The following is an 18,854-nucleotide window of genomic DNA, read 5'->3' on the forward strand; positions in this document are numbered from 1 at the left end:
TCACTGTTAGTAATAATTCCTTATGCTCTCTCAGGGATATATCGTCGCTTTAAGTTAAATCAACAGGTATTATTCGGAAAAACGATTATAGGAATGGATTAAATGGACAGACAATCGTTTGCTGAGCTTTTTGTTGGCATGCAATCTCTTGTGCGGCCTTTATTGATTAATGTGATGTTGAATGATGGCGATACCCACTTAATTAATCAGTTGCCTGTATTTGGCGGCGAGCCGCGCTGGCAGCGAATAACCAGCCTGACACCGAAAAATTTACAGCAGGCTTTTTTGACTCTGATTTTCCCTGGGGTGAAGCTTCCGTTGGAAGCTTTATCTCAGTTTGATGGCCTGGTGGTGCTGTTATTGCCCGCAGGGGCGGGCGCGCCTGCTAATTTACCCAAGGGTGTTATTGCCTGGCCAGTTCAGGGGCCGCTGATGCGTGGGTTACAGGCCAGATTAATGACATTACTGGTGCCATTGTTACAACCGGGCCTGGTCATGTCGGAATGTGAAGACGTTTCACAAATACTTAAAGCGGGCAGGACACTCCAGCACTGTATTGTGCGTAATTATCAACCAGAAACTCTGGCGAAAAATATTACTGCGCGCCTGCCGCTGGCTGAACAAAATAGTTTACTGGTGGTGCTGTTATCCCCTTTTGCTCGCGGGCTGATTACCAGTTATGAAGAAGCAATGGAAAAAATAGCGGTGCAAATGCGGCCCCAGGCAAGGTTGCTGGGAGGTATCTGGCAATGCGCAATAGAAGAGCCTACCGCGCGGGTGATTGGGCTGTCCGGGTTTCCGTCAGATATTTTGACCGCCAGGCATTATTTGGCCACTGGCAGCCTGACCCAGAATGTGCCGCTGTAAGGAATGGGCAGAAAGCGCTGGTAAAGTGTTTTCAGTGTTTGTTCCGGGTTTATGTCGGCAAATTGTTGTGGGTAGAATGTTTTCGCGAAAAACTCGACTGCTGCAACATGATAAGGGCTGAGGTAGAAATTATGCCACAGCCCCCATGCGTTCCCCTGGCGTATGGCATTGAGGTAGCTCAGGGGTTGTTGCGCTGCGATGGCGCGCTTCATGCTGCTCTCTGCCTGTTGCTGGCTAACCTGTGGGCCGAGTTGTAATGTGCGCCCGCTGTTGCTCATTCCTGTGCCGATGTAGACCTCAGGCTGGCTGGCGAGTAATTGTTCTGATGACAGATTACCAAAAACCCCTTTAAGCAGCGGTTTGGCAATATTATCCCCGCCCGCGAAATCGAGTAATTGCCCTAAATTCCCATGAGCAACCGTGGTGCAGCAAGTGTCACGTCTGCCAAGGTGGAGGTGTAAAAATACCCGGGGTTTAGGTTCGTTAATTGTGGCCAGCCGTTTTTCCACTTGAGCCATATGTTGCTGGTAGAAATCAATAAAACTTTGTGCCCGTTGCTGCTGGTTTAATACTTCGCCTAATAAACGAATACTGGGTACGGTGTTATGCAGCAGATCAACCCGCAGATCGATTTTAATTACCGGGATATGGGCCTGGGCCAGTAATTCAATGAACTGGTTTTCCGAATGGCTGTTCTTTGCTAACTGCGGCAGGATAACCAAGTCTGGTTTGAGACTGATGACTTGTTCAATATTACTTTGACTCAGAAAACCGTCACCCAATTGGGTTATCGAGGCCAGTTGTGGGAAAGCTTTTAACCATACCGACCAGGTTTGCGGGTCGTATTTCGCCATATCACCCGGCCAGCCAATAATCTTACCTGCGGGATAACCTGGCTCCAGTAAGCCCAGGGTATACAACATGCGGCTTTCTCCCAACACAATTCGCTGTGGGTTATCAGGAATGGTGACCTGGCGGCCAGTAATGTCAGTGACTGTTTTGGCGCAGACAAATGAGCTGAACAGCAGGCATAAAGTGAGAAGCAGGGGGCGCATACGGCAGGTAGCCTGAAACAAATAAACGGAGCTAAATGATAATTAGAATCAGTTATTTTTGCAATGTGAACCATCCCGTCTGGCTAACGGGATGGTTACAATCAGACATCTTGTGGTAGGTGGGCACCAATATAACGTTGGTACTTGCTGGCTTTCAGATAAGTGAGGTCAACCAGTACCAGTCCGTCAATACAGTCGTTAAAGTCCGGGTCGCTGCCGAAATCAATAAACTGCACGCCGCCGGGTTCACACAACTCCGAATATTGTTTGTACAGTGGCGGAATACCGCACCCAAGATGATTCAGACGTTGCTTCAGATGCGCCAGGTCTTGCTGGTAATCTGTGCCCGTAAACTCACCCAGCACTTCCGGGAGAGAAGAGGGCCAGGGGCGGCGAGACACGCCCAGCGCGCAGGCAGGAGCAAACCATAAGCGGTAAAAAGCGACCAATAAGTGGCGGGCAGTCAGCGGCATGCCACCCGAAATGGACACCGGCCCAAATAAATAACGGTAATCGGGGTTACGGGCCAGCCAGGCCCCGATGCCATACCACAGGTAATCCAACCCGCGTCGCCCCCAGTAGCGGGGTTGAATAAAGCTACGGCCCAGCTCAATCCCTTGTGCCAGAATGGGTTCCATTTCCTGTTGGTAGTCGAACAGGCTGTGGCTGTACAGACCGGTGTAACCCTGTTGCTTCAGCGCATCTTTGCCTGGCATAAAACGATAGGCACCAACAATTTCCAGTGCGTCGTCATCCCATAAAACCAGGTGCCAGTAATTGTCATCCCAGGCATCAACATCGCGACGTTTCCCTGTGCCTTCGCCCACAGCCCGAAATGCGATTTCACGTAACCGCCCCAGTTCACGCAGGATGGGCGTTTCCTCAGCGCCATTGCGCCGCCAGAGATAAATCCGTTTCCCATCGGGCGCACTTCCCAGGCATTCTGTTTGGTTGAGTGCACGGCGTAGTCCCTGCCGGTCTTCCGGGGGCGCAATGCCTTTTTCTGTACGGAAATATCCTGTATTGCGTTTCCCAAGCCCATGAACATGTTCGCGAAAGTGGGCGGCCAGTTCACGGGATGGCTGGGTTGTTTGCCAGCCAGACCAGGGAATGCGTTCGCCAACTCTGACGGGTAAGGTGCTACCACGCAGGCGGAACATTTCACGAATCAGTAACAGTAGCGATAACCCCGGTGAAATCAGGGAAGTGAGATAAAACAGGGCGCTGTTACGTGCCTGAATGTGTACTGGCAGAATCGGTGCCTGGTAGCGCCTGGCGAGCTTGATAAACCCGGCAGACCAGGGCCGGTCACTGATCCCTTCTGGCCGCCAGCGGGCCACTTCCCCGGCAGGGAAAAAGATTAATACGCCTCCGGCAGCAAGGTGATTATCCATTTCCGTGACTGCCGATTTGCGTACCTGGTTGTTCATGTTGTCTACGGCGATAAACAACGAAGCGAGCGGTTCAAGCTGGCTAAGAATGCGGTTTGCCACCACTTTGATATCGCGGCGAACGCGTGAAATAGCATAAAGCAGTAACAGGCCATCGGCAGTGCCAGTGGGGTGGTTGGCAACCACGACTAATGGCCCATGCTCCGGTATTTGCTCCAGATCCCTTGCTGGGATATCACACTGTATTTGCAGGTGCTCCAGCACTTGCTCAACCATATCCAGCCCCTTGAGGTGACGGTAATCGTGCGCAAACTGCTGGAAATCCTGTTCGTGAAGTAAGCGTTTGAGCATACGCACGGCGCGTTCGCCGGGCTTGTGGTGGGGATATAACTCATCCAGTACGTTGTCGATACTAAACACGGTCATTCCTCCTCTATTTTGAGGCTGACCTTAAAGCGGCAACATGACAGGTGCATGTCAACGGGGTGACGTTCTTGTGGCGTGCCGCTGACTGCTATTTTTGTGCAACAAAATAATTTCTGTTAATGTACAATCCTGCAACATTTCTTTATAGCAGGCTGTGTTTTGTTGCATTGTTTCCACGCAAGAGTGGGCCGGGTGGGTGTTCTGCTGGCACTACTCGCCATCTTCATGCTGTTTGTTGCACCCATTGTGTCAAAAACACTGGTGCGACAAGGGTTGATGATGCCTGAAATGGGTAACATGCTAATGCCCGGTATGGCGATGGCGCACTCTGCGCATGAGCTATCTCATGAACATGCTGGTGAACACCCTCTGTTACACCAACCCCTTTCGCAAGACACCTCACCTGAGCACCGTGTTGGGGCCGGGAGCGTGGCTGCTCAACAGGCAAGCTGGATGGATGATGCTGCTTGTGGTTATTGCCAGTTATTGCTGCATATGCCGCTTATCTTTTGGGTTGCCGCGTTAATATTGTGGTGCCTCATTACATTACGCCGCATACCGGCGTTTGTGCAGACCAGTACACCTGCGTTCAGCGGGTGGTTCCGACCATTTCTGGCTCGCGCCCCGCCTGTTGCCGTTATCCACTAAAAACACAGTTGCTGTGCGGCGCTATTTAGTGCTGCAGGGCAGAGTACTTTCTGGATAACTGATTACAGGTAAACCATGATCTCTGAACACTCATCGCCCGGTGGGCGAGGCGCTTTCGTACATTTGCTGCGTCGTCTGCATTTCTATATTGGTCTGTTTGTTGGGCCGTTTATTTTCCTTGCTGCATTTACCGGGACAGTTTATGTCCTGACCCCACAATTGGAAAATGCCTGGTACGCCAGCACGTTATTTGTCACCCCACAGGGGGAAGCACAGCCGCTGTCGCGCCAGGTGGAAGCAGCCCGGCGTTATGTGGGGCCGGATGAACCCTTTTATGCTGTGCGCCCAGCCCCTGGCCCACAGGACACAACCCGAGTTCAGTTTGCTGACAGTACGCTTGGTGCTTCACGTTCCAGAGCGGTGTTTATTAATCCTTATACGCTGGCGGTAACCGGTGATATGCCGGTATACGGCACTAGCGGAGTTTTACCGTTACGTACCTGGATTGATGAATTTCACCGTAGCTTACAACTTGGGGTTGTTGGGCGTAATTACAGTGAGTTGGCTGCATCCTGGATGTGGGTTGCTGCCCTGGGCGGAATGGTGTTGTGGTGGCAAACACGGGTAAAAAAACGGCGCAATGGACCGGTTCGTGGGGCAAAAGCACGCACTCGCCACTGGCATATTGTGCTGGGGTTAAGCTTGCTGGTGGGGATGGTTTTTTTCTCGGCCACGGGACTAACCTGGTCGCGCTGGGCTGGGGGTAATATTGATACGCTGCGTAGTAACCTGGGCTGGATGACACCGCAAGTCCGTACATCTTTGACGGTTGATGGTACTCCCACACAGACGGACCCGCATGCCATGCATCACATGCAAGGTGGCATGGTGATGGCAGGCCCTGTCCAGGACTGGGATAAAGTGCTGGCAGCAGCAAGGCAGGCGGGCATATCAGCGAATAAAATTGAGATTCGCCCGCCGAAAAAAATGGGTACAGCCTGGACGGTGACGGAAATTAACCGGGCATGGCCCACGCAGGTTGATGCGGTTGCAGTTAACCCAACGAATTTTCATATTGTTGATGCCGTGCATTTCGCGAACTTCCCGCTAGTGGCGAAGCTCACCCGTTGGGGCATTGATGCACATATGGGAATACTTTTTGGCCTGGCTAACCAAATTTTGCTGGTGGTATTTGGCTTTGGTGTATGTGTGTTAATTGCACTGGGTTACCGGCAGTGGTGGTTGCGCCGCCCGGCTCGCACTGAACTACCTTTAAGTGCCGCCTGGTTTGCCTTGCCAGCCAGGATTCGTGTCGTCGTGGCAGTGTTGGCCGCCGCATTAGGGTATTGCCTGCCTGTTATGGGTGTGAGCCTTGTGGCTTTTCTGTCGGTGGATGTCTTGCGTGGTTACTTTGGGCGTTCACGCCTGGTGTTGAATGAGTAAACCCCGAGGTTGGCGATAATCAGCATGGCGCGTGATCCTTACTGCAAATCCTAACTATGCACCCTGTAAGGATGCGTAGCCGCGCAAAGTTTTACCCGGTCGAGCTTGAAAAAATACAAGGTACCCGCACAATTTGAGCGGGTAACATTGCCCGGTGACACAAATGTAAGGATACATTTATGACGACGGTTTTATTGAAAATTGAGTCAGGTGCCACACAATCAATGCCACCAGAAGGTTTTAGTAGTTGGCTGGCGTTTTGGGAAGCTCAACGTGGTAGGCGTGCAACGGAATGCGAAGCATTTGGTTGCGACCGCGAGGTAACCGAAGCAGGAAGAGTGATTAAAAGTGGCAAGGAAGATGGGGTGTATATTTTGCCATTATGCGATCGCTGCAGCAGCCAGGCCAATACCCGGATTTTTAAAGCCTGGGATAAAGACCTGGTGATGCTCAACACAGACCTGGAAGCTGTTATCTGACATGCCCATATCTGCTGTTATAACAGGCAAAGCAGGAACGCTGGTTTCCTGCTTTTTTTGCTGTTACAGAGCGATTACAGAATATTCTTTTCTGCCAGGTCCAGTGCAAAATAACTCAGAATGACATCAGCGCCAGCACGCTTGATTGCCCCCAGACTTTCCAGTACCACGTTTTCTTCGTTAATTGCCCCGGCCAGTGCAGCCAGTTTAATCATTGAATACTCACCACTTACCTGGTAGGCCGCCAGTGGCAGTGTTGTGCGTTCGCGAATATCCCGAATAATATCCAGATACGGACCTGCGGGTTTCACCATCAGCGCATCTGCACCTTCTGCTTCATCCAACAGTGATTCACGAATGGCTTCACGGCGGTTTAATGGGTTCATTTGGTAGGTTTTACGATCACCTTTCAGTGCTGTTCCTGCCGCTTCACGGAATGGGCCATAAAATGACGAAGCAAACTTGGTTGAATAGGCCATAATGGCCGTTTCACTGAAACCTGCTGCGTCCAGTGCCTGGCGAATTGCTTTTACCTGGCCGTCCATTGCGGCGGATGGGGCAATAAAATCAGCCCCTGCTGCTGCGGCGACTACGGCTTGTTTTCCGAGGTTTACTAAGGTTGCGTCGTTATCGACACCGTGGTCGCACAATACACCACAGTGGCCGTGGCTGGTGTATTCACAAAAACAGGTATCAGACATCACCACCATTTCAGGTACCGTGGATTTGCAGATACGCGACATTCTGGCAACCAGGCCATTTTCATTCCAGGTATCGCTGCCGGTGGCATCGGTATGGTGCGAAATCCCAAATGTCATTACACCGCGAATGCCTGCTTTGGCAATACGTTCAATTTCATAAGCAAGGCGTTTTTCCGGGATTCGCACCACGCCAGGCATAGCTTCAATGGGGGTGTAGTCGTCCAGGCCTTCTTCAACAAATATTGGCAGAATCAGATCGTTACGGGTCAGTGTGGTTTCTTCGAACATAGCCCGCACGGCAGGTGATTTGCGTAACCGGCGAGGGCGGTTAGTCAGATTAAATTCAGACATAGTGCTTTCTGCTCTTCATTGTTATCAGTAATGCCAGTATACCCGAATGGTTAAACAGCTTTTTACGATTCAAGCCCACAACACCGTGTGAGCTTGAATACATTCAGGAGGACGGGATAACCAGCGGTTTATTGTTGCTCAGTGAGGCGACTAAATCGTTCACGCCATCACTCATATTGGTGAAGCGGGTTGATGCGGAGCGTGTCACCACAATAAACACGCCAATATTTTCTTGCGGGTTCATGGCCATATAAGTAATAAAACCCCCGGCCCCCCCGGTTTTTTGAATAATCCCCGGCCGACCATCTTTAGGCGCCATATAAACCCAACCTAACCCTAATGCATCCGCTTTGCCGGGAACATCCATTCCCACCAGGCGGGTTAATTGCCCGCGTTGATAAATCAGAGTTTGCATCCGGTCGGCTTGTGCGGAGCGGTGGTAAACATCAGATGATAAAAACTGCTGCATCCAGCGCATCATATCTGCCGGTGTTGAATACACACCTCCGCTACCTATAGCGGCTAAGGTATTGTTGCACGGGCTGGCGCTTTTTTCGGCCACCATTAATCTTCTGCACTGGTCTGGTGAAGGCGTATAGGTTGTGTCTTTCATGCCCAGTGGGCGAGTAATGTATGAGTCAAAGAGTGAGACCCACGATCGCCCAGCCGCACGGGATAGCGCATCGGCCAGTAAGTCAAAACCCAGGTTTGAATAGGCGGCGACGCTGCCTGGTGTAACTTTCAGGCTGGCGTGCGACAACCAGTTCCAACGTTGGGTATATGTCGGCCAGACAAATACTGGGCGGTGAGCCGCCCCACCGGGTTGTTCTCGGGGTAAGCCACTGGTGTGAGTTGCCAGGTTTTCCAGTGTGACAGGAACACCGTTGTGGCTGGGCACGGAATCACCGGCAGGTGCGTATTTTTGTAGCGGGTCATTGAGTTTCACCACCCCTTGTTCTGACAGTTTGACCAGCATTTCGCTGGTCATCAGTTTGGTCAGTGAAGCGATGCGAATAACCGAATCCAGTTGCGGGCGCACATTACTGCCAGGCCTTGTCTCACCGAAACTACGGAAAACACGCTGATTACCATCAATGACTACCATTGCCATGCCTGTGGCAGCCGTGCCGTAGTAAATCAGGTTGGCATAACGGTCAACAATATCCGCTGTCAACAACGGATCTGGCGATGGGCTGGCTTTTACTACCAGCGGTTGTAATGACATCAATAATGCCGTAACGGCGAACAGACAACGTTTCAAGGCGAATCCTGTATGCAAAACCACTCGATAACATGGGTATTTATACTACTTCTGACACATGTGCAAAGTGATAAATGCAAATCATTGTCAACCGCCTGGTTTTCAGGTTATTCGCTCACTTTGTATGGCGCTGTGTTTGGCGATTTGTGCTGTGGTAATATCTTTTTTTCTGCGAGGGTGAATGGCTATGGTACAGCGTCAGGCAGTAATGGTAGTCGATATGCAATTGGGTGTGTTTGCGACGGAACGTGTCGCACGTGACCTGTGTTGCCAGCGTATTAATCAACTCATTGATGCCGCTGAACAGGTTATTTTTATTCAACACGCGGAAGCAGACATGCAGCCTGGTACAGAGGCCTTTGAGGTACTTCCGGAGCTTCATCAACCAGCAAGCGCGTTACGTGTTACCAAAACAGCCTGTGATGCCTTCTGGCGCACTTCTCTGGCCCAGGAGTTGGAAGCCACAGGCATTACCGAGTTTGTCGTGTGTGGGTGTGCCACTGACTATTGTGTTGATGCAACGGTAAAGCGTGCTGCTGGCCTTGGTTACCGCGTTACAGTGGCGGAAGATGCACATACCACGGCAAACCGCCCTGCGGCAAATGCCGAAGTGCTGATAGCCCATCACAATGATGTGTGGCGTAATTTTACTGTACCGGGGAACCCCATTGATGTTCGCCCCGTTACCAGCATTCTTGCCCATTGGCGCGGGGATTGATTTGTCAATCAGCTTCATGCTTTGAAACAAGTTTGGCACCTTACCAGAAGTTGAAAGCGTTATGGTTAATGGAGACGGAGATCCGGCCAGAGTCGCAGTAAGTAACAACCCAATAACGAGACGTTATTTTCAGGAGTTTTTTTCATGTTCAAGTCTTTTTTTCCCAGACCGGCAGCTTTTTTCCTGTCGGCTTTTATCTGGGCGATGATAGCAGTGATTTTCTGGCAGGCCGGGGGAGAGCGTTGGTTGGAGCATTTGGTCGGGGTCACAAATGATGTGCCGATTAGCGCCGCACGTTTCTGGTCTGGGTGTTACCTGGTATTTTACGCTTACTACCTATTCTGCGTGGGGGCTTTTGCTCTGGCCTGGTTCAAAATAAGCCCACATCGTTGGCAATACTGGTCAATTCTTGGCTCCGCATTAATCGTGTTTGTTACCTGGTTTCTGGTGGAAGTCAGTGTGGCTATTAACGCCTGGTATCAGCCGTTTTATGACCTTATTCAGCGTGCGCTGGCAAAACCGAATACCGTGCCTATTTATCAGTTTTATAATGAACTGGGCGTTTTCCTGGGGATTGCGTTGATAGCGGTTGTGGTGGGGGTGTTGAATAATTTCTTTATCAGCCACTACGTGTTCCGCTGGCGTACTGCCATGAACGAACACTATATGGAGCACTGGCAGCGCCTGCGCCATATTGAAGGGGCTGCACAGCGTGTACAGGAAGATACCATGCGCTTTGCTTCCACACTGGAAGATATGGGGGTTAGTTTGATAAACGCTATCATGACTTTGATTGCGTTTTTGCCTGTGCTGGTGGCGCTGTCGCCCCATGTTCCTGAGTTACCCATAGTTGGGCAGATCCCTTACGGGTTGGTGATAGCGGCTATCGTCTGGTCTTTGTTTGGTACCGGGGTTTTGGCGCTTGTTGGGATAAGGCTGCCAGGGCTTGAGTTCAAAAACCAGCGTGTGGAAGCGGCTTACCGGAAAGAGTTAGTCTATGGTGAAGACGACAAAATGCGGGCAACACCACCCACGGTAAAAGAGTTGTATGCCGGTGTGCGTAAAAACTATTTCCGCCTCTATTTCCACTACATGTACTTTAATATTGTGCGTATTCTCTATCTGCAGGTAGATACTGTATTTGGTATTTTTCTGCTGTTTCCGTCCATTGCTGCGGGCACAATCACTCTGGGGCTGATGACCCAGATTACCAATGTATTTGGCCAGGTTCGCGGGGCATTCCAGTATTTGATTAGCTCCTGGACAACACTGGTAGAATTAATGTCAATTTATAAGCGTCTGCGTAGCTTTGAACGGGAGCTGGATAACATTCCTGAACCGGAAGAAGTGGAAGTGGCCTGACAGGGCTTTGGCTGCCGGGAGGGGATACTCCCGGCAAAAAAATCACATCCGGCGTAGTTTGAATACCAGCGCCAGTACCGCCAGCATTAAACCGCCCGCCAGCATAGGCACCAGCCCAAAAATGGTGCTAACCAGCATACTCATTTGAATAACAGGTTGATTTGTCTCGCTGTTTGCCTGCAATAGATGCTCAAAAACACCTTGCGAATGAGACAGCATGTTGAGTAAGTGCGAACCTACCCAGAAACAAAACAACACGAAAACAGCATAAGCAATATTCCCCGGCAGCGTTGCTTTGGGGCGTGCCCGGGGCAGGTTACGAACTGGCAGGTCTGTCATAGTGCACTCTCTTGCCGTAATTGTTACGCGCATGGTGAATATTGAAAAGTAACGAGAGTGTTGCAGCCTGGTATCATACCGGACATAAGAATAGTGGTAATTTGGGTTACGGAATAATCCTGGTTTGTGCAGGCTGTAATGCATGTCATATTTTTATGCTTTCGGCATGGCGTTGTCCGGGCGCGACATACCACACAGACAGGCAGCGCTGAATAGTAGACAATGGGTGTTTATTAGGTAACTGGGGCCTGTTGTGTATGACTCTGAGCACGAAACTTCGCCGTGACTGGCACTATTATGCGTTCGCTATTGGGCTGATTTTTATTCTTAATGGCGTGATAGGGCTGGCCGGTTTTCCAACCGAAGGATGGAAAAGTTATGCTGTGGGGCTGGTGACCTGGGTTATCAGTTTCTGGCTTGCCGGGAAAATTATCCGCCGCCGCCCGGAGGCAACGGCGCAAGAGCGTGATTAATGTGAAACGCTGCTTTTCAGTGCGTTATCTTGTTGGTGGCGTTCCAGAGCAAGTTCAATCAGCCGGGTGATCAATTCTTGGTAACTTAACCCACTGGCCTGCCACAATTTGGGGTACATGCTGATATTGGTAAACCCTGGCAGGGTGTTGATTTCATTAATGATGACCTGGTTGTCTGGTGTCAGAAATACATCCACTCGTGCCATGCCAAGGCAATCCAGAGCCTGGTATGCTTTTACAGCGATAGCACGGATATTATCGCTGACTTCACTGGGGAGTGCTGCCGGAACAACGACGTCGGCACCCTGGTCATCAATATATTTTGTGTCGTAAGAGTAAAAAGCACTTTTCACCACGATTTCACCGCATACGCTGGCCTGCGGGTCGCTATTACCCAACACTGCGCATTCAATTTCTCGCCCTTTAATTCCTTGTTCAACCACCACTTTATGGTCAAATTCAAAAGCAAGATCGACGGCTGCAGTAAATTCGGCTTCACTGGTCACTTTACTGACACCGACAGAAGAACCTTGGTTGGCGGGTTTTACAAACATCGGCAAACCAAATTGCTGTTCCAGCGCCTGGAACTCATAGTGCTGGCGATTGGTGCGGGTAAGCGTAACAAACGGCGCAATTTGCAACCCTGCATCACGCAGAAGGCGCTTGGTAACATCTTTGTCCATGCACATGGCTGAACCCAGTACACTGGAGCCAACAAAAGGCAGATTTGCCACGCGTAACATGCCCTGCAAAGAACCATCTTCGCCTAACGTGCCGTGAACTATCGGAAAAATCACATCAACCTGGTCTAGTGAATGCGCGCTGCTTGAGTCTATAAGCTGGTTTTGCTCAAACCCCGGTATCAGCGCCACATTTTTTTCTGAACGGTTCAGGGCAATTAATGCCGGATTGTTTGCATTCAGGAGGTAGCTGGATGCGTCGTTAATATGCCACTGGCCTTGCTTATCAATACCCAGAAGGACAACGTCGAATTTTGTTTTATCAATGGCGTCGACGATATTTTTTGCCGACTGAAGGGAAACTTCATGCTCGGAAGATTTACCGCCAAACACGATCCCCACACGTAACTTTGCCATGTCGCACATTCCTGAGGCTTATCAAAAACGACACCATATCATGCTGGCGTAGTGGATTCATGTGCTTCATGAAGCGGAAGTGAAAAGGGGAGCGGAGTGCTGCTATTTTGTTCACTTTACCCATGAAAAAACGGCCGGATGAGATGTTGTATATGTAGCATACATTCATACGACCACTGATATTTGTACTACAAATAAAGCTTATTACCCGATAAACATCCAAAATAAAAATAAGGGCATGTTATGTGAGGGCAGAAGAAAAGTTCGCTGTTATGCTGGCGGTACTTCATTTTGTCTCACTGTGTTTTCTGTATGGAATCCTGGAAAGTTAACCTTATTTCAGTCTGGTTTGGCTGCTTTTTTACCGGGCTGGCCATTAGCCAGATTTTACCTTTTTTGCCGTTGTATATTTCCCAGTTGGGCGTGCATTCCCATGAAGCGCTGTCGATGTGGTCAGGGTTTACGTTCAGTATCACTTTTCTTGTTTCCGCGATTGTCGCTCCCTGGTGGGGTAGCCTTGCCGACCGTAAAGGGCGTAAGTTGATGTTGCTGCGTGCGTCGCTGGGTATGGCAGTGACTATTTTGTTACAAGCGTTCGCGACCAATGTCTGGCAACTTTTTATTCTGCGCGGTGTGATGGGGCTGACATCAGGTTATATCCCAAATGCATTGGCTTTAGTGGCTTCTCAGGCTCCTCGGGAACGCAGTGGCTGGGCAATTAGCACGTTATCTACCGCCCAGATAACCGGCGTGATAGTTGGCCCATTAATGGGTGGGATCCTGGCGGATAATTTCGGGCTGCGGCCAGTGTTTTTACTCACCTCAGCCCTGTTGATGGTTAGCTTTTTAGTGACCCTGTTTTTAATTAAAGAGCGGGCACGTCCAGCACAAACTAAGGCGGAGCAGTTAAGTGGTAAAGCAGTATTCAAAGCGCTGCCTTACCCTTTTTTGATAGTCAGTTTGTGTGTGACTACACTGGTAATTCAACTGTGTAATGGTTCTATCGGGCCGATTCTTGCCCTGTTTATTAAGTATCTGGATCCCGGTAGCAATAATATTGCCTTTATTAGCGGGCTGATTGCTGCGATTCCCGGTATTCCGGCTTTGCTTGCGGCACCACGCCTTGGTCGACTGGGCGACCGGATAGGCACAGATAAAATTTTGATGAGTTCACTGGTATTTGCTGTGGTGCTGTTTTTCGCCATGAGTTTTGTTGCGACACCAGTGCAATTGGGTGTGCTGCGGTTTTTATTAGGTTTTGCCGATGGTGCAATGCTCCCGGCAGTGCAAACATTGCTGGTTAAGTATTCTACTGAACAAGTCACCGGGCGCATTTTTGGGTATAACCAGTCGTTTATGTACCTGGGTAACGTGGTTGGGCCGCTGATGGGGGCAAGTGTTTCCGCAATAATCGGTTTTCGCTGGGTATTTGTGGTAACAGGTGTGGTGGTTCTACTGAATATATTACAGTTTGCTCTGGTGTTGCGTAAGCGTAACCAACTGCTCGCCGCCAGACGTGAAAGCTAATCTTCTGTTGAACCGGGTATATTTGTATTCCTGGTTTTGTTTATCAGTAGGCACTTTCACTGCGAAGTGCCTGAATACTTTTATTGCAGTTTGATTTTTCAGATTAACCTTGGGTAATAGACGGGTCATCAAAAAATAGTGTTGTTATTTTTTCAACTGAATGCGCAAAATAGCAAGCTGTTTGCGTATTCCTTCAAGGAACTACAGCATGAAAAACTTAATTGCTGATTTGCTTATCACGCTGGCTGAGAAAGAAGACACTACAAGAGAGCTTGTAGCACAGGTTGAAGCACTGGAAGTCGTGGTGACTGCATTACTGAAAGGAATGGAAGAGCAGCAACGCCAGAGTGTAATTAGTAATATTGAAACGGCTCTGGAAGACCTTCATCCAGCATCAGATACGCCTGACCCGAATATGGAACTGTTGGGCGAAAATATAAAAAAAATATTGCACTATTAATATTTTTGGTTGGTTATTAATAAATAGGCCATGAGGTATTGTGGTTCACTGTGACGAATGACTGCGTCATGGTGTGTGCTTATATATCTGTCATGGTACTGTCATATTTATTAACTGTTGTCTCCTTGTATTGTAAAGGGTAAGTAATTTTACAAGAAGATACAAATGATTAAACCAGCCTGTTGCGTGGCGTTATTGCCACTACTCATTTCTACAGTTGTCTTTGCTACGGGTACTCCGGGTCTTTTCGACAGAACGGCACAGGCCGACTTATCTGCTCCTGGTGATTGTGACGGCTGATCATGCTCACGCCAGCCAGATTATCCCGCCGAAAACGAAAGCACCAGGCCTGACTCAGGCGCTGAATACCAAAGATGGCGCCATTATGGTGATGAGTTATGGTAATTCAGAAGAAGACTCACAGGCGCACACTGGTACACAGTTACGTGTGGCAGCCTATGGCCCCCATGCTGCTAACGTTGTTGGCCTTACTGACCAGACAGACTTGTTCTGGACGATGAAAAATGCCATGGGGATTGATTAACGCAGAACTCGAACCCTGAGAAACGGCGCGCTGCTCGTACTTGCGCGCCGCTATCAATATCCTGTTTATCCCCAGGTTGGGTTATTTACTGAGTGCTTTAGACTTTTCCATGCATTGTTGCATAGCTTCAATCACAGCTGAACGAAAGCCTTTTTCTTCCAGCACCTTTACTGCTTCAATAGTTGTTCCGCCCGGTGAACATACCATGTCTTTCAATGCGCCGGGATGCTGCCCGGTTTCCAGAACCATTTTTGCCGCCCCCATGACTGCCTGGGCTGCAAAGCGGTATGCCTGGGCGCGTGGCATACCACCCAGAACGGCGGCATCCGCCATTGCTTCAATAAACATGAATACGTAAGCGGGGGATGAACCACTGACACCCACAACCGGGTGAATCATGGCTTCACTGACAACATCTGCTTCACCGAAGCTGCGGAAAATTGCCAGAACATCTTGCAAGTCTTCCTCTGTGATAAGGGCGTTGGGGGTAACGGATGTCATCCCCATATTGACCAGCGAAGGTGTATTTGGCATGGCACGTATAATTTTACGATCATGGCCTACTGCGGTAGCTAACTGGCCCAGAGTGACACCGGCCGCAACAGAAACCAGTACTGCATCTTTATTCAGGCTGCTGTTTATATTGCTGAGTACCTGGAGAATAATATGGGGTTTGACTGCCGCGAAAATTATATCGGCCTTTACCGCGACCTCTTCAGCACTTTCCGCCGCGTTAATTCCCCATTTTTGATGCAGTTCGGTGACTTTATCGGCAGTTGGGGTATAGACCCAGATTTGGCTGGCAGCAACTTTCCCGCTGTTAATCAACCCACCAAGAATCGCTTTTCCCATATTCCCACAACCAATAAAGCCTATTTTACTGTCCACGCGTTGCTTCCTTAAAGTTATGTTTCTGTGATGTTAATAAATCATAGATTACCCCGGTTTCACTGGGTATGAAACCGGGAGAAAGGCAGGAAGATGCGATAAAGGGGGTTAAATCCAGCTATCATCATCGCTGTTAAAGCCATCATCGAAGCTATTGCCGAAATCGCTGTTGTTATCCATAAATGAATTGTCGTTGCCCATAAATGCATTATCATCCCCCAGCCCTGAGCCGCCATAAAAGCGGTCTGTGGTATCGCTAAAGTCCTGGGAAGCATCGGGCTGAAATGAAGTGGTATTATCCAGGGCTCCGGGCATAAAGCCATTTTGATCCGGGGCTGGTTCATTGATGATATTCACGATTTCCTCTGGGCGAGAGGAGTGAAACAGGCCGGTAAGCATATTTCCCAGTACCATACCGCCTGCAACGCCCGCTGCGGTTTGCAGTGCGCCGGTCATGAAGCTACCGCCGCTACGCCCAGTATAAGCTGGGGGGGATGTGGGTGGCTGTTGTGGTGAGTATCCCGCGGGTGCCTGCGTTACGGGGGAAACAGGTTGCGATTGTGGTTGCGGTGTGGTTGTATGCCCTCCACCAAATAGCCCTGAAAGGAACCCCCCACTTTTGGAATGTGTGGCTTGTGTTTGTAACTCGCTTACCTGGTTTTGTAATTGCTGAATTTGGCTGTGAAGTTTGCGTATAGCAGCATCCTGAATTAACAGCGTCTGTGCCATATAGTAGGGCGCTTCAGGTTGCCGGGCCAGGTGCTGCTGAATTAATTGCATGGCCTGCTCATCTCGGGGTGAGCCACTGTGGTCTGTGGTTTCCAGGCGCTGAAATAGCCCGTCTATCAGATTTTTTTCTTCTGGTTGCATAATATACCTCCTGCAGGTGAATACTTTCAGTGTGCATAAATTCCATGCAGTAAAAAGGGGCTATAACGTAAAGCTTTTCATAATATTGTTACCGAGTGCAGGCCTTTGCCCTTGTGTTTCACCTGGCATTTCCAGTATGGTTACTGTCCACTTCTGACATGAATTGTTTACAGCTAAGTTTATGAATGAAACCTTGTCTGATAAGGGGTTTCCTGTTTTTATGGTCTCGGTGTAATGAAGAATTTACATGTGTGTAGGGCGAAATTAATGATAAAGTGACAGGCCATTGATATCTGTCACTCGTTCGTTGTGAAAAAAGAGGAATGTAAATCCATGACGCAACCCATTTTTCTTGTTGGCCCCAGGGGAAGCGGAAAAACCACCATTGGTCAGGCGCTTGCAGAGGCGCTGGGGCTGCAATTTATTGATACCGACCATTGGCTGCTATCACAGAGTGGTATGTCCGTGGCAGAAATCGTGGAGCAGGAAGGGTGGGATGGTTTTCGTAAACGGGAAAGCCAGGCGCTTAAATCGGCAACTCGGCCTGGGGCTGTTGTTGCGACTGGGGGCGGTATTATTCTGCGTGATGAAAACCGCGCATTTATGCGTGAGCAAGGGGTTGTGCTTTATTTACGTGCCTCTGTGGATACGCTCACCCATCGACTGGAAGCATTCCCTGATGAAGGCCAGCGCCCAACGCTTACTGGTAAAACGATAACTGCTGAGATTTCTGAAGTATTGGCGGTGCGTGAATCGCTCTATCAACAATCTGCTCACCACTTCATTGATGCGTCTCTGAGCCCTTCTGAAATTGTTGCTGATATTTTACAGCGTATCTCTGCCGCGAGAGCGAGCCAGGCGGCGAGTTAATTTCCCTTAATACCCCGGCCCACATTGGATTACAGCTATACTGGTTATGTGTGTCGGAGATGTTAACACGAAGAATACTGTGGGTAAGTATCCTGTATTCGTTGCGTTTAATTTTGCCTGTATTGCACAGCACTTCTCTTCGCATCAGTATGCGGTAATTGAATGTTCTGTTTGCTGTTTTATCAACAGAATGCGCATTACTGGATGCTGCAATTTACGTTTGGTTACGATTGGTAAATATATCCGCAGGATTTTTTGCCAATTGCTGCCAGAATTAATGATTATTTTTTGATCAATCTTCAACGCAGTGGTTACAGACCATGTTAAATCAAGCCGTTATAGATCATGGTAAAAATGTGTTGCAGTCGACGATGGCGATACTTTGTATCGATACCATGCCTGTCGGTGAGATGTTGCCTTTTCTCTCTGAGCATATTTCTGAGCAACAAATTACTTACCTCACTCTTTTGGGTAATAAAACACGCGCTGAAGCGCTGGCGCAATATGGGGCTGATGACGAAGTCAGTGAACCGACTATTTCTGCTTTACTGGCTGATTTTCAACGTGTTCGTTTATCAAGATACAAAATTGAGCAGGCATTGCACGCTGTTCTGAAGGTTTTGGATAACCAGGGTTATGAAGTCATTTTGTTGTTAAGCCATGTGCGTTTCCATGGCCTGCAAACAACTCACGCAATGTTGCTTGAACCTGAGCGCCTGATTCCCCCGTTGGTCGCCTCCATTGTTGGTGGGCATCAGATTGGCGTAATGCTACCTCAACCTGAGTTTCAGGCAGTCCAGGAAGCTAAGTGGGGAAGATTGTATATGTCTCCAGTTTATGGTTTAGCAAATCCATTAACCCAGAATGACGACGAATTAGTGGCGACTGGGCGGAATATGATGGACCAGGGTGCCGATGTTTTAGTGCTGGATAGTCCTTGTTATCAAAGAAAGCACAGAGATTTATTGCAAAAGGCGCTGGATGTGCCGGTATTATTATCTAATTCACTACTGGCGAGGCTTGCCAGTGAAATCTTGAACTGACCCTGAATTTGGATGACGGCCTGCAATTTGCTGTTTATAGT

General features: G+C 49.2%; 20 protein-coding genes and 1 pseudogene. 13 read left to right on the forward strand and 8 right to left on the reverse strand.

The window, feature by feature from the left end; translation table 11 throughout:
- Positions 1 to 102: 102 nt before the first annotated feature.
- Positions 103 to 867 carry a hypothetical protein gene (locus LC084_RS01270; protein ID WP_226568661.1) on the forward strand — a complete coding sequence of 255 codons (765 nt, stop codon included), beginning with the start codon at positions 103 to 105 and terminating at the stop codon, positions 865 to 867.
- On the opposite strand, the gene LC084_RS01275 is transcribed toward LC084_RS01270, so the two are convergent.
- Together LC084_RS01275 and LC084_RS01280 are read right to left on the reverse strand one after the other, a co-directional pair.
- Positions 825 to 1,922, reverse strand: coding sequence for an ABC transporter substrate-binding protein (locus tag LC084_RS01275; RefSeq protein ID WP_226568663.1), 1,098 nt, complete (start codon positions 1,920 to 1,922; stop codon positions 825 to 827). The genes LC084_RS01270 and LC084_RS01275 overlap by 43 nt on opposite strands.
- Positions 1,923 to 2,023: 101 nt before the next feature.
- Positions 2,024 to 3,733: a lysophospholipid acyltransferase family protein gene (locus tag LC084_RS01280; protein WP_226571101.1), complete on the reverse strand. Its 1,710-nt coding sequence runs from the start codon at positions 3,731 to 3,733 to the stop codon at positions 2,024 to 2,026.
- A 165-nt stretch (positions 3,734 to 3,898) separates the two neighbouring features.
- Here LC084_RS01280 and LC084_RS01285 point away from each other — a divergent pair, with 165 nt between their 5' ends.
- From LC084_RS01285 to LC084_RS01295, 3 genes are all read left to right on the forward strand, one after another.
- Positions 3,899 to 4,387 (forward strand): DUF2946 domain-containing protein, encoded by a 489-nt coding sequence (locus LC084_RS01285; RefSeq protein ID WP_226568665.1) that lies wholly within the window; start codon positions 3,899 to 3,901, stop codon positions 4,385 to 4,387.
- Between the two features lie 75 nt (positions 4,388 to 4,462).
- Positions 4,463 to 5,830, forward strand: a complete 1,368-nt coding sequence (locus tag LC084_RS01290) for a PepSY-associated TM helix domain-containing protein (RefSeq protein ID WP_226568667.1) — start codon at positions 4,463 to 4,465, stop codon at positions 5,828 to 5,830.
- Positions 5,831 to 6,009: 179 nt separating this feature from the next.
- A complete protein-coding gene (locus LC084_RS01295; RefSeq protein WP_226568669.1) occupies positions 6,010 to 6,309 on the forward strand; it encodes a hypothetical protein in 300 nt (99 codons plus the stop codon).
- A gap of 74 nt (positions 6,310 to 6,383) precedes the next feature.
- Here the strand turns inward: LC084_RS01295 and hemB are convergent, their stop codons facing one another.
- Together hemB and ampH are read right to left on the reverse strand one after the other, a co-directional pair.
- Positions 6,384 to 7,361, reverse strand: coding sequence for a porphobilinogen synthase (hemB, locus tag LC084_RS01300; protein WP_226568671.1), 978 nt, complete (start codon positions 7,359 to 7,361; stop codon positions 6,384 to 6,386).
- 103 nt (positions 7,362 to 7,464) lie between these two features.
- Entirely contained in the window at positions 7,465 to 8,622 is a 1,158-nt protein-coding gene (ampH, locus tag LC084_RS01305) for a D-alanyl-D-alanine-carboxypeptidase/endopeptidase AmpH (protein ID WP_226568673.1), read from the reverse strand.
- A 187-nt stretch (positions 8,623 to 8,809) separates the two neighbouring features.
- On the opposite strand from ampH, the gene LC084_RS01310 reads away from it, so the two are divergent.
- Positions 8,810 to 9,340 (forward strand): isochorismatase family protein, encoded by a 531-nt coding sequence (locus LC084_RS01310; RefSeq protein ID WP_226571102.1) that lies wholly within the window; start codon positions 8,810 to 8,812, stop codon positions 9,338 to 9,340.
- 144 nt (positions 9,341 to 9,484) lie between these two features.
- Positions 9,485 to 10,702, forward strand: coding sequence for a peptide antibiotic transporter SbmA (gene sbmA, locus LC084_RS01315; protein WP_226568675.1), 1,218 nt, complete (start codon positions 9,485 to 9,487; stop codon positions 10,700 to 10,702).
- Between the two features lie 42 nt (positions 10,703 to 10,744).
- Here the strand turns inward: sbmA and LC084_RS01320 are convergent, their stop codons facing one another.
- Positions 10,745 to 11,041 carry a DUF2755 family protein gene (locus tag LC084_RS01320; RefSeq protein ID WP_226568677.1) on the reverse strand — a complete coding sequence of 99 codons (297 nt, stop codon included), beginning with the start codon at positions 11,039 to 11,041 and terminating at the stop codon, positions 10,745 to 10,747.
- Between the two features lie 257 nt (positions 11,042 to 11,298).
- Between LC084_RS01320 and LC084_RS01325 the strand changes: the two genes are divergently transcribed.
- Complete coding sequence (locus LC084_RS01325) at positions 11,299 to 11,514, forward strand: DUF2754 family protein (RefSeq protein ID WP_226568679.1); 216 nt, start codon at positions 11,299 to 11,301, stop codon at positions 11,512 to 11,514.
- Here the strand turns inward: LC084_RS01325 and ddlA are convergent.
- A complete protein-coding gene (gene ddlA, locus LC084_RS01330) occupies positions 11,511 to 12,611 on the reverse strand; it encodes a D-alanine--D-alanine ligase (protein WP_226568681.1) in 1,101 nt (366 codons plus the stop codon). The two genes, LC084_RS01325 and ddlA, sit on opposite strands and share 4 nt — an antisense overlap.
- Positions 12,612 to 12,923: 312 nt before the next feature.
- On the opposite strand from ddlA, the gene LC084_RS01335 reads away from it, so the two are divergent.
- The 4 genes and pseudogenes from LC084_RS01335 to LC084_RS01345 all read left to right on the forward strand — a co-directional run.
- Positions 12,924 to 14,138, forward strand: a complete 1,215-nt coding sequence (locus tag LC084_RS01335; protein WP_226568683.1) for a multidrug efflux MFS transporter — start codon at positions 12,924 to 12,926, stop codon at positions 14,136 to 14,138.
- 208 nt (positions 14,139 to 14,346) lie between these two features.
- Positions 14,347 to 14,598, forward strand: coding sequence for an anti-adapter protein IraP (gene iraP / locus LC084_RS01340; protein ID WP_226568685.1), 252 nt, complete (start codon positions 14,347 to 14,349; stop codon positions 14,596 to 14,598).
- A gap of 165 nt (positions 14,599 to 14,763) precedes the next feature.
- Entirely contained in the window at positions 14,764 to 14,898 is a 135-nt protein-coding gene (locus LC084_RS23175) for a hypothetical protein (protein WP_264193493.1), read from the forward strand.
- Positions 14,879 to 15,142: pseudogene (locus LC084_RS01345) on the forward strand (alkaline phosphatase); the annotation flags it as partial. The gene LC084_RS23175 and the pseudogene LC084_RS01345, both read left to right, overlap by 20 nt.
- A gap of 81 nt (positions 15,143 to 15,223) precedes the next feature.
- Here LC084_RS01345 and proC read toward each other — a convergent pair.
- Both proC and LC084_RS01355 read right to left on the reverse strand, forming a co-directional pair.
- Positions 15,224 to 16,030: a pyrroline-5-carboxylate reductase gene (gene proC, locus LC084_RS01350; RefSeq protein WP_226568687.1), complete on the reverse strand. Its 807-nt coding sequence runs from the start codon at positions 16,028 to 16,030 to the stop codon at positions 15,224 to 15,226.
- Between the two features lie 108 nt (positions 16,031 to 16,138).
- Positions 16,139 to 16,900: a DUF2076 domain-containing protein gene (locus tag LC084_RS01355; protein WP_226568689.1), complete on the reverse strand. Its 762-nt coding sequence runs from the start codon at positions 16,898 to 16,900 to the stop codon at positions 16,139 to 16,141.
- Positions 16,901 to 17,233: 333 nt separating this feature from the next.
- Here LC084_RS01355 and aroL point away from each other — a divergent pair, with 333 nt between their 5' ends.
- Entirely contained in the window at positions 17,234 to 17,770 is a 537-nt protein-coding gene (gene aroL / locus LC084_RS01360) for a shikimate kinase AroL (RefSeq protein ID WP_226568691.1), read from the forward strand.
- Between the two features lie 359 nt (positions 17,771 to 18,129).
- A complete protein-coding gene (locus tag LC084_RS01365) occupies positions 18,130 to 18,813 on the forward strand; it encodes an AroM family protein (RefSeq protein ID WP_226571103.1) in 684 nt (227 codons plus the stop codon).
- The last annotated feature ends 41 nt before the right edge of the window (positions 18,814 to 18,854 follow it).

The organism is Mangrovibacter yixingensis (assembly GCF_020523985.1).
Lineage (GTDB): Bacteria > Pseudomonadota > Gammaproteobacteria > Enterobacterales > Enterobacteriaceae > Mangrovibacter > Mangrovibacter yixingensis.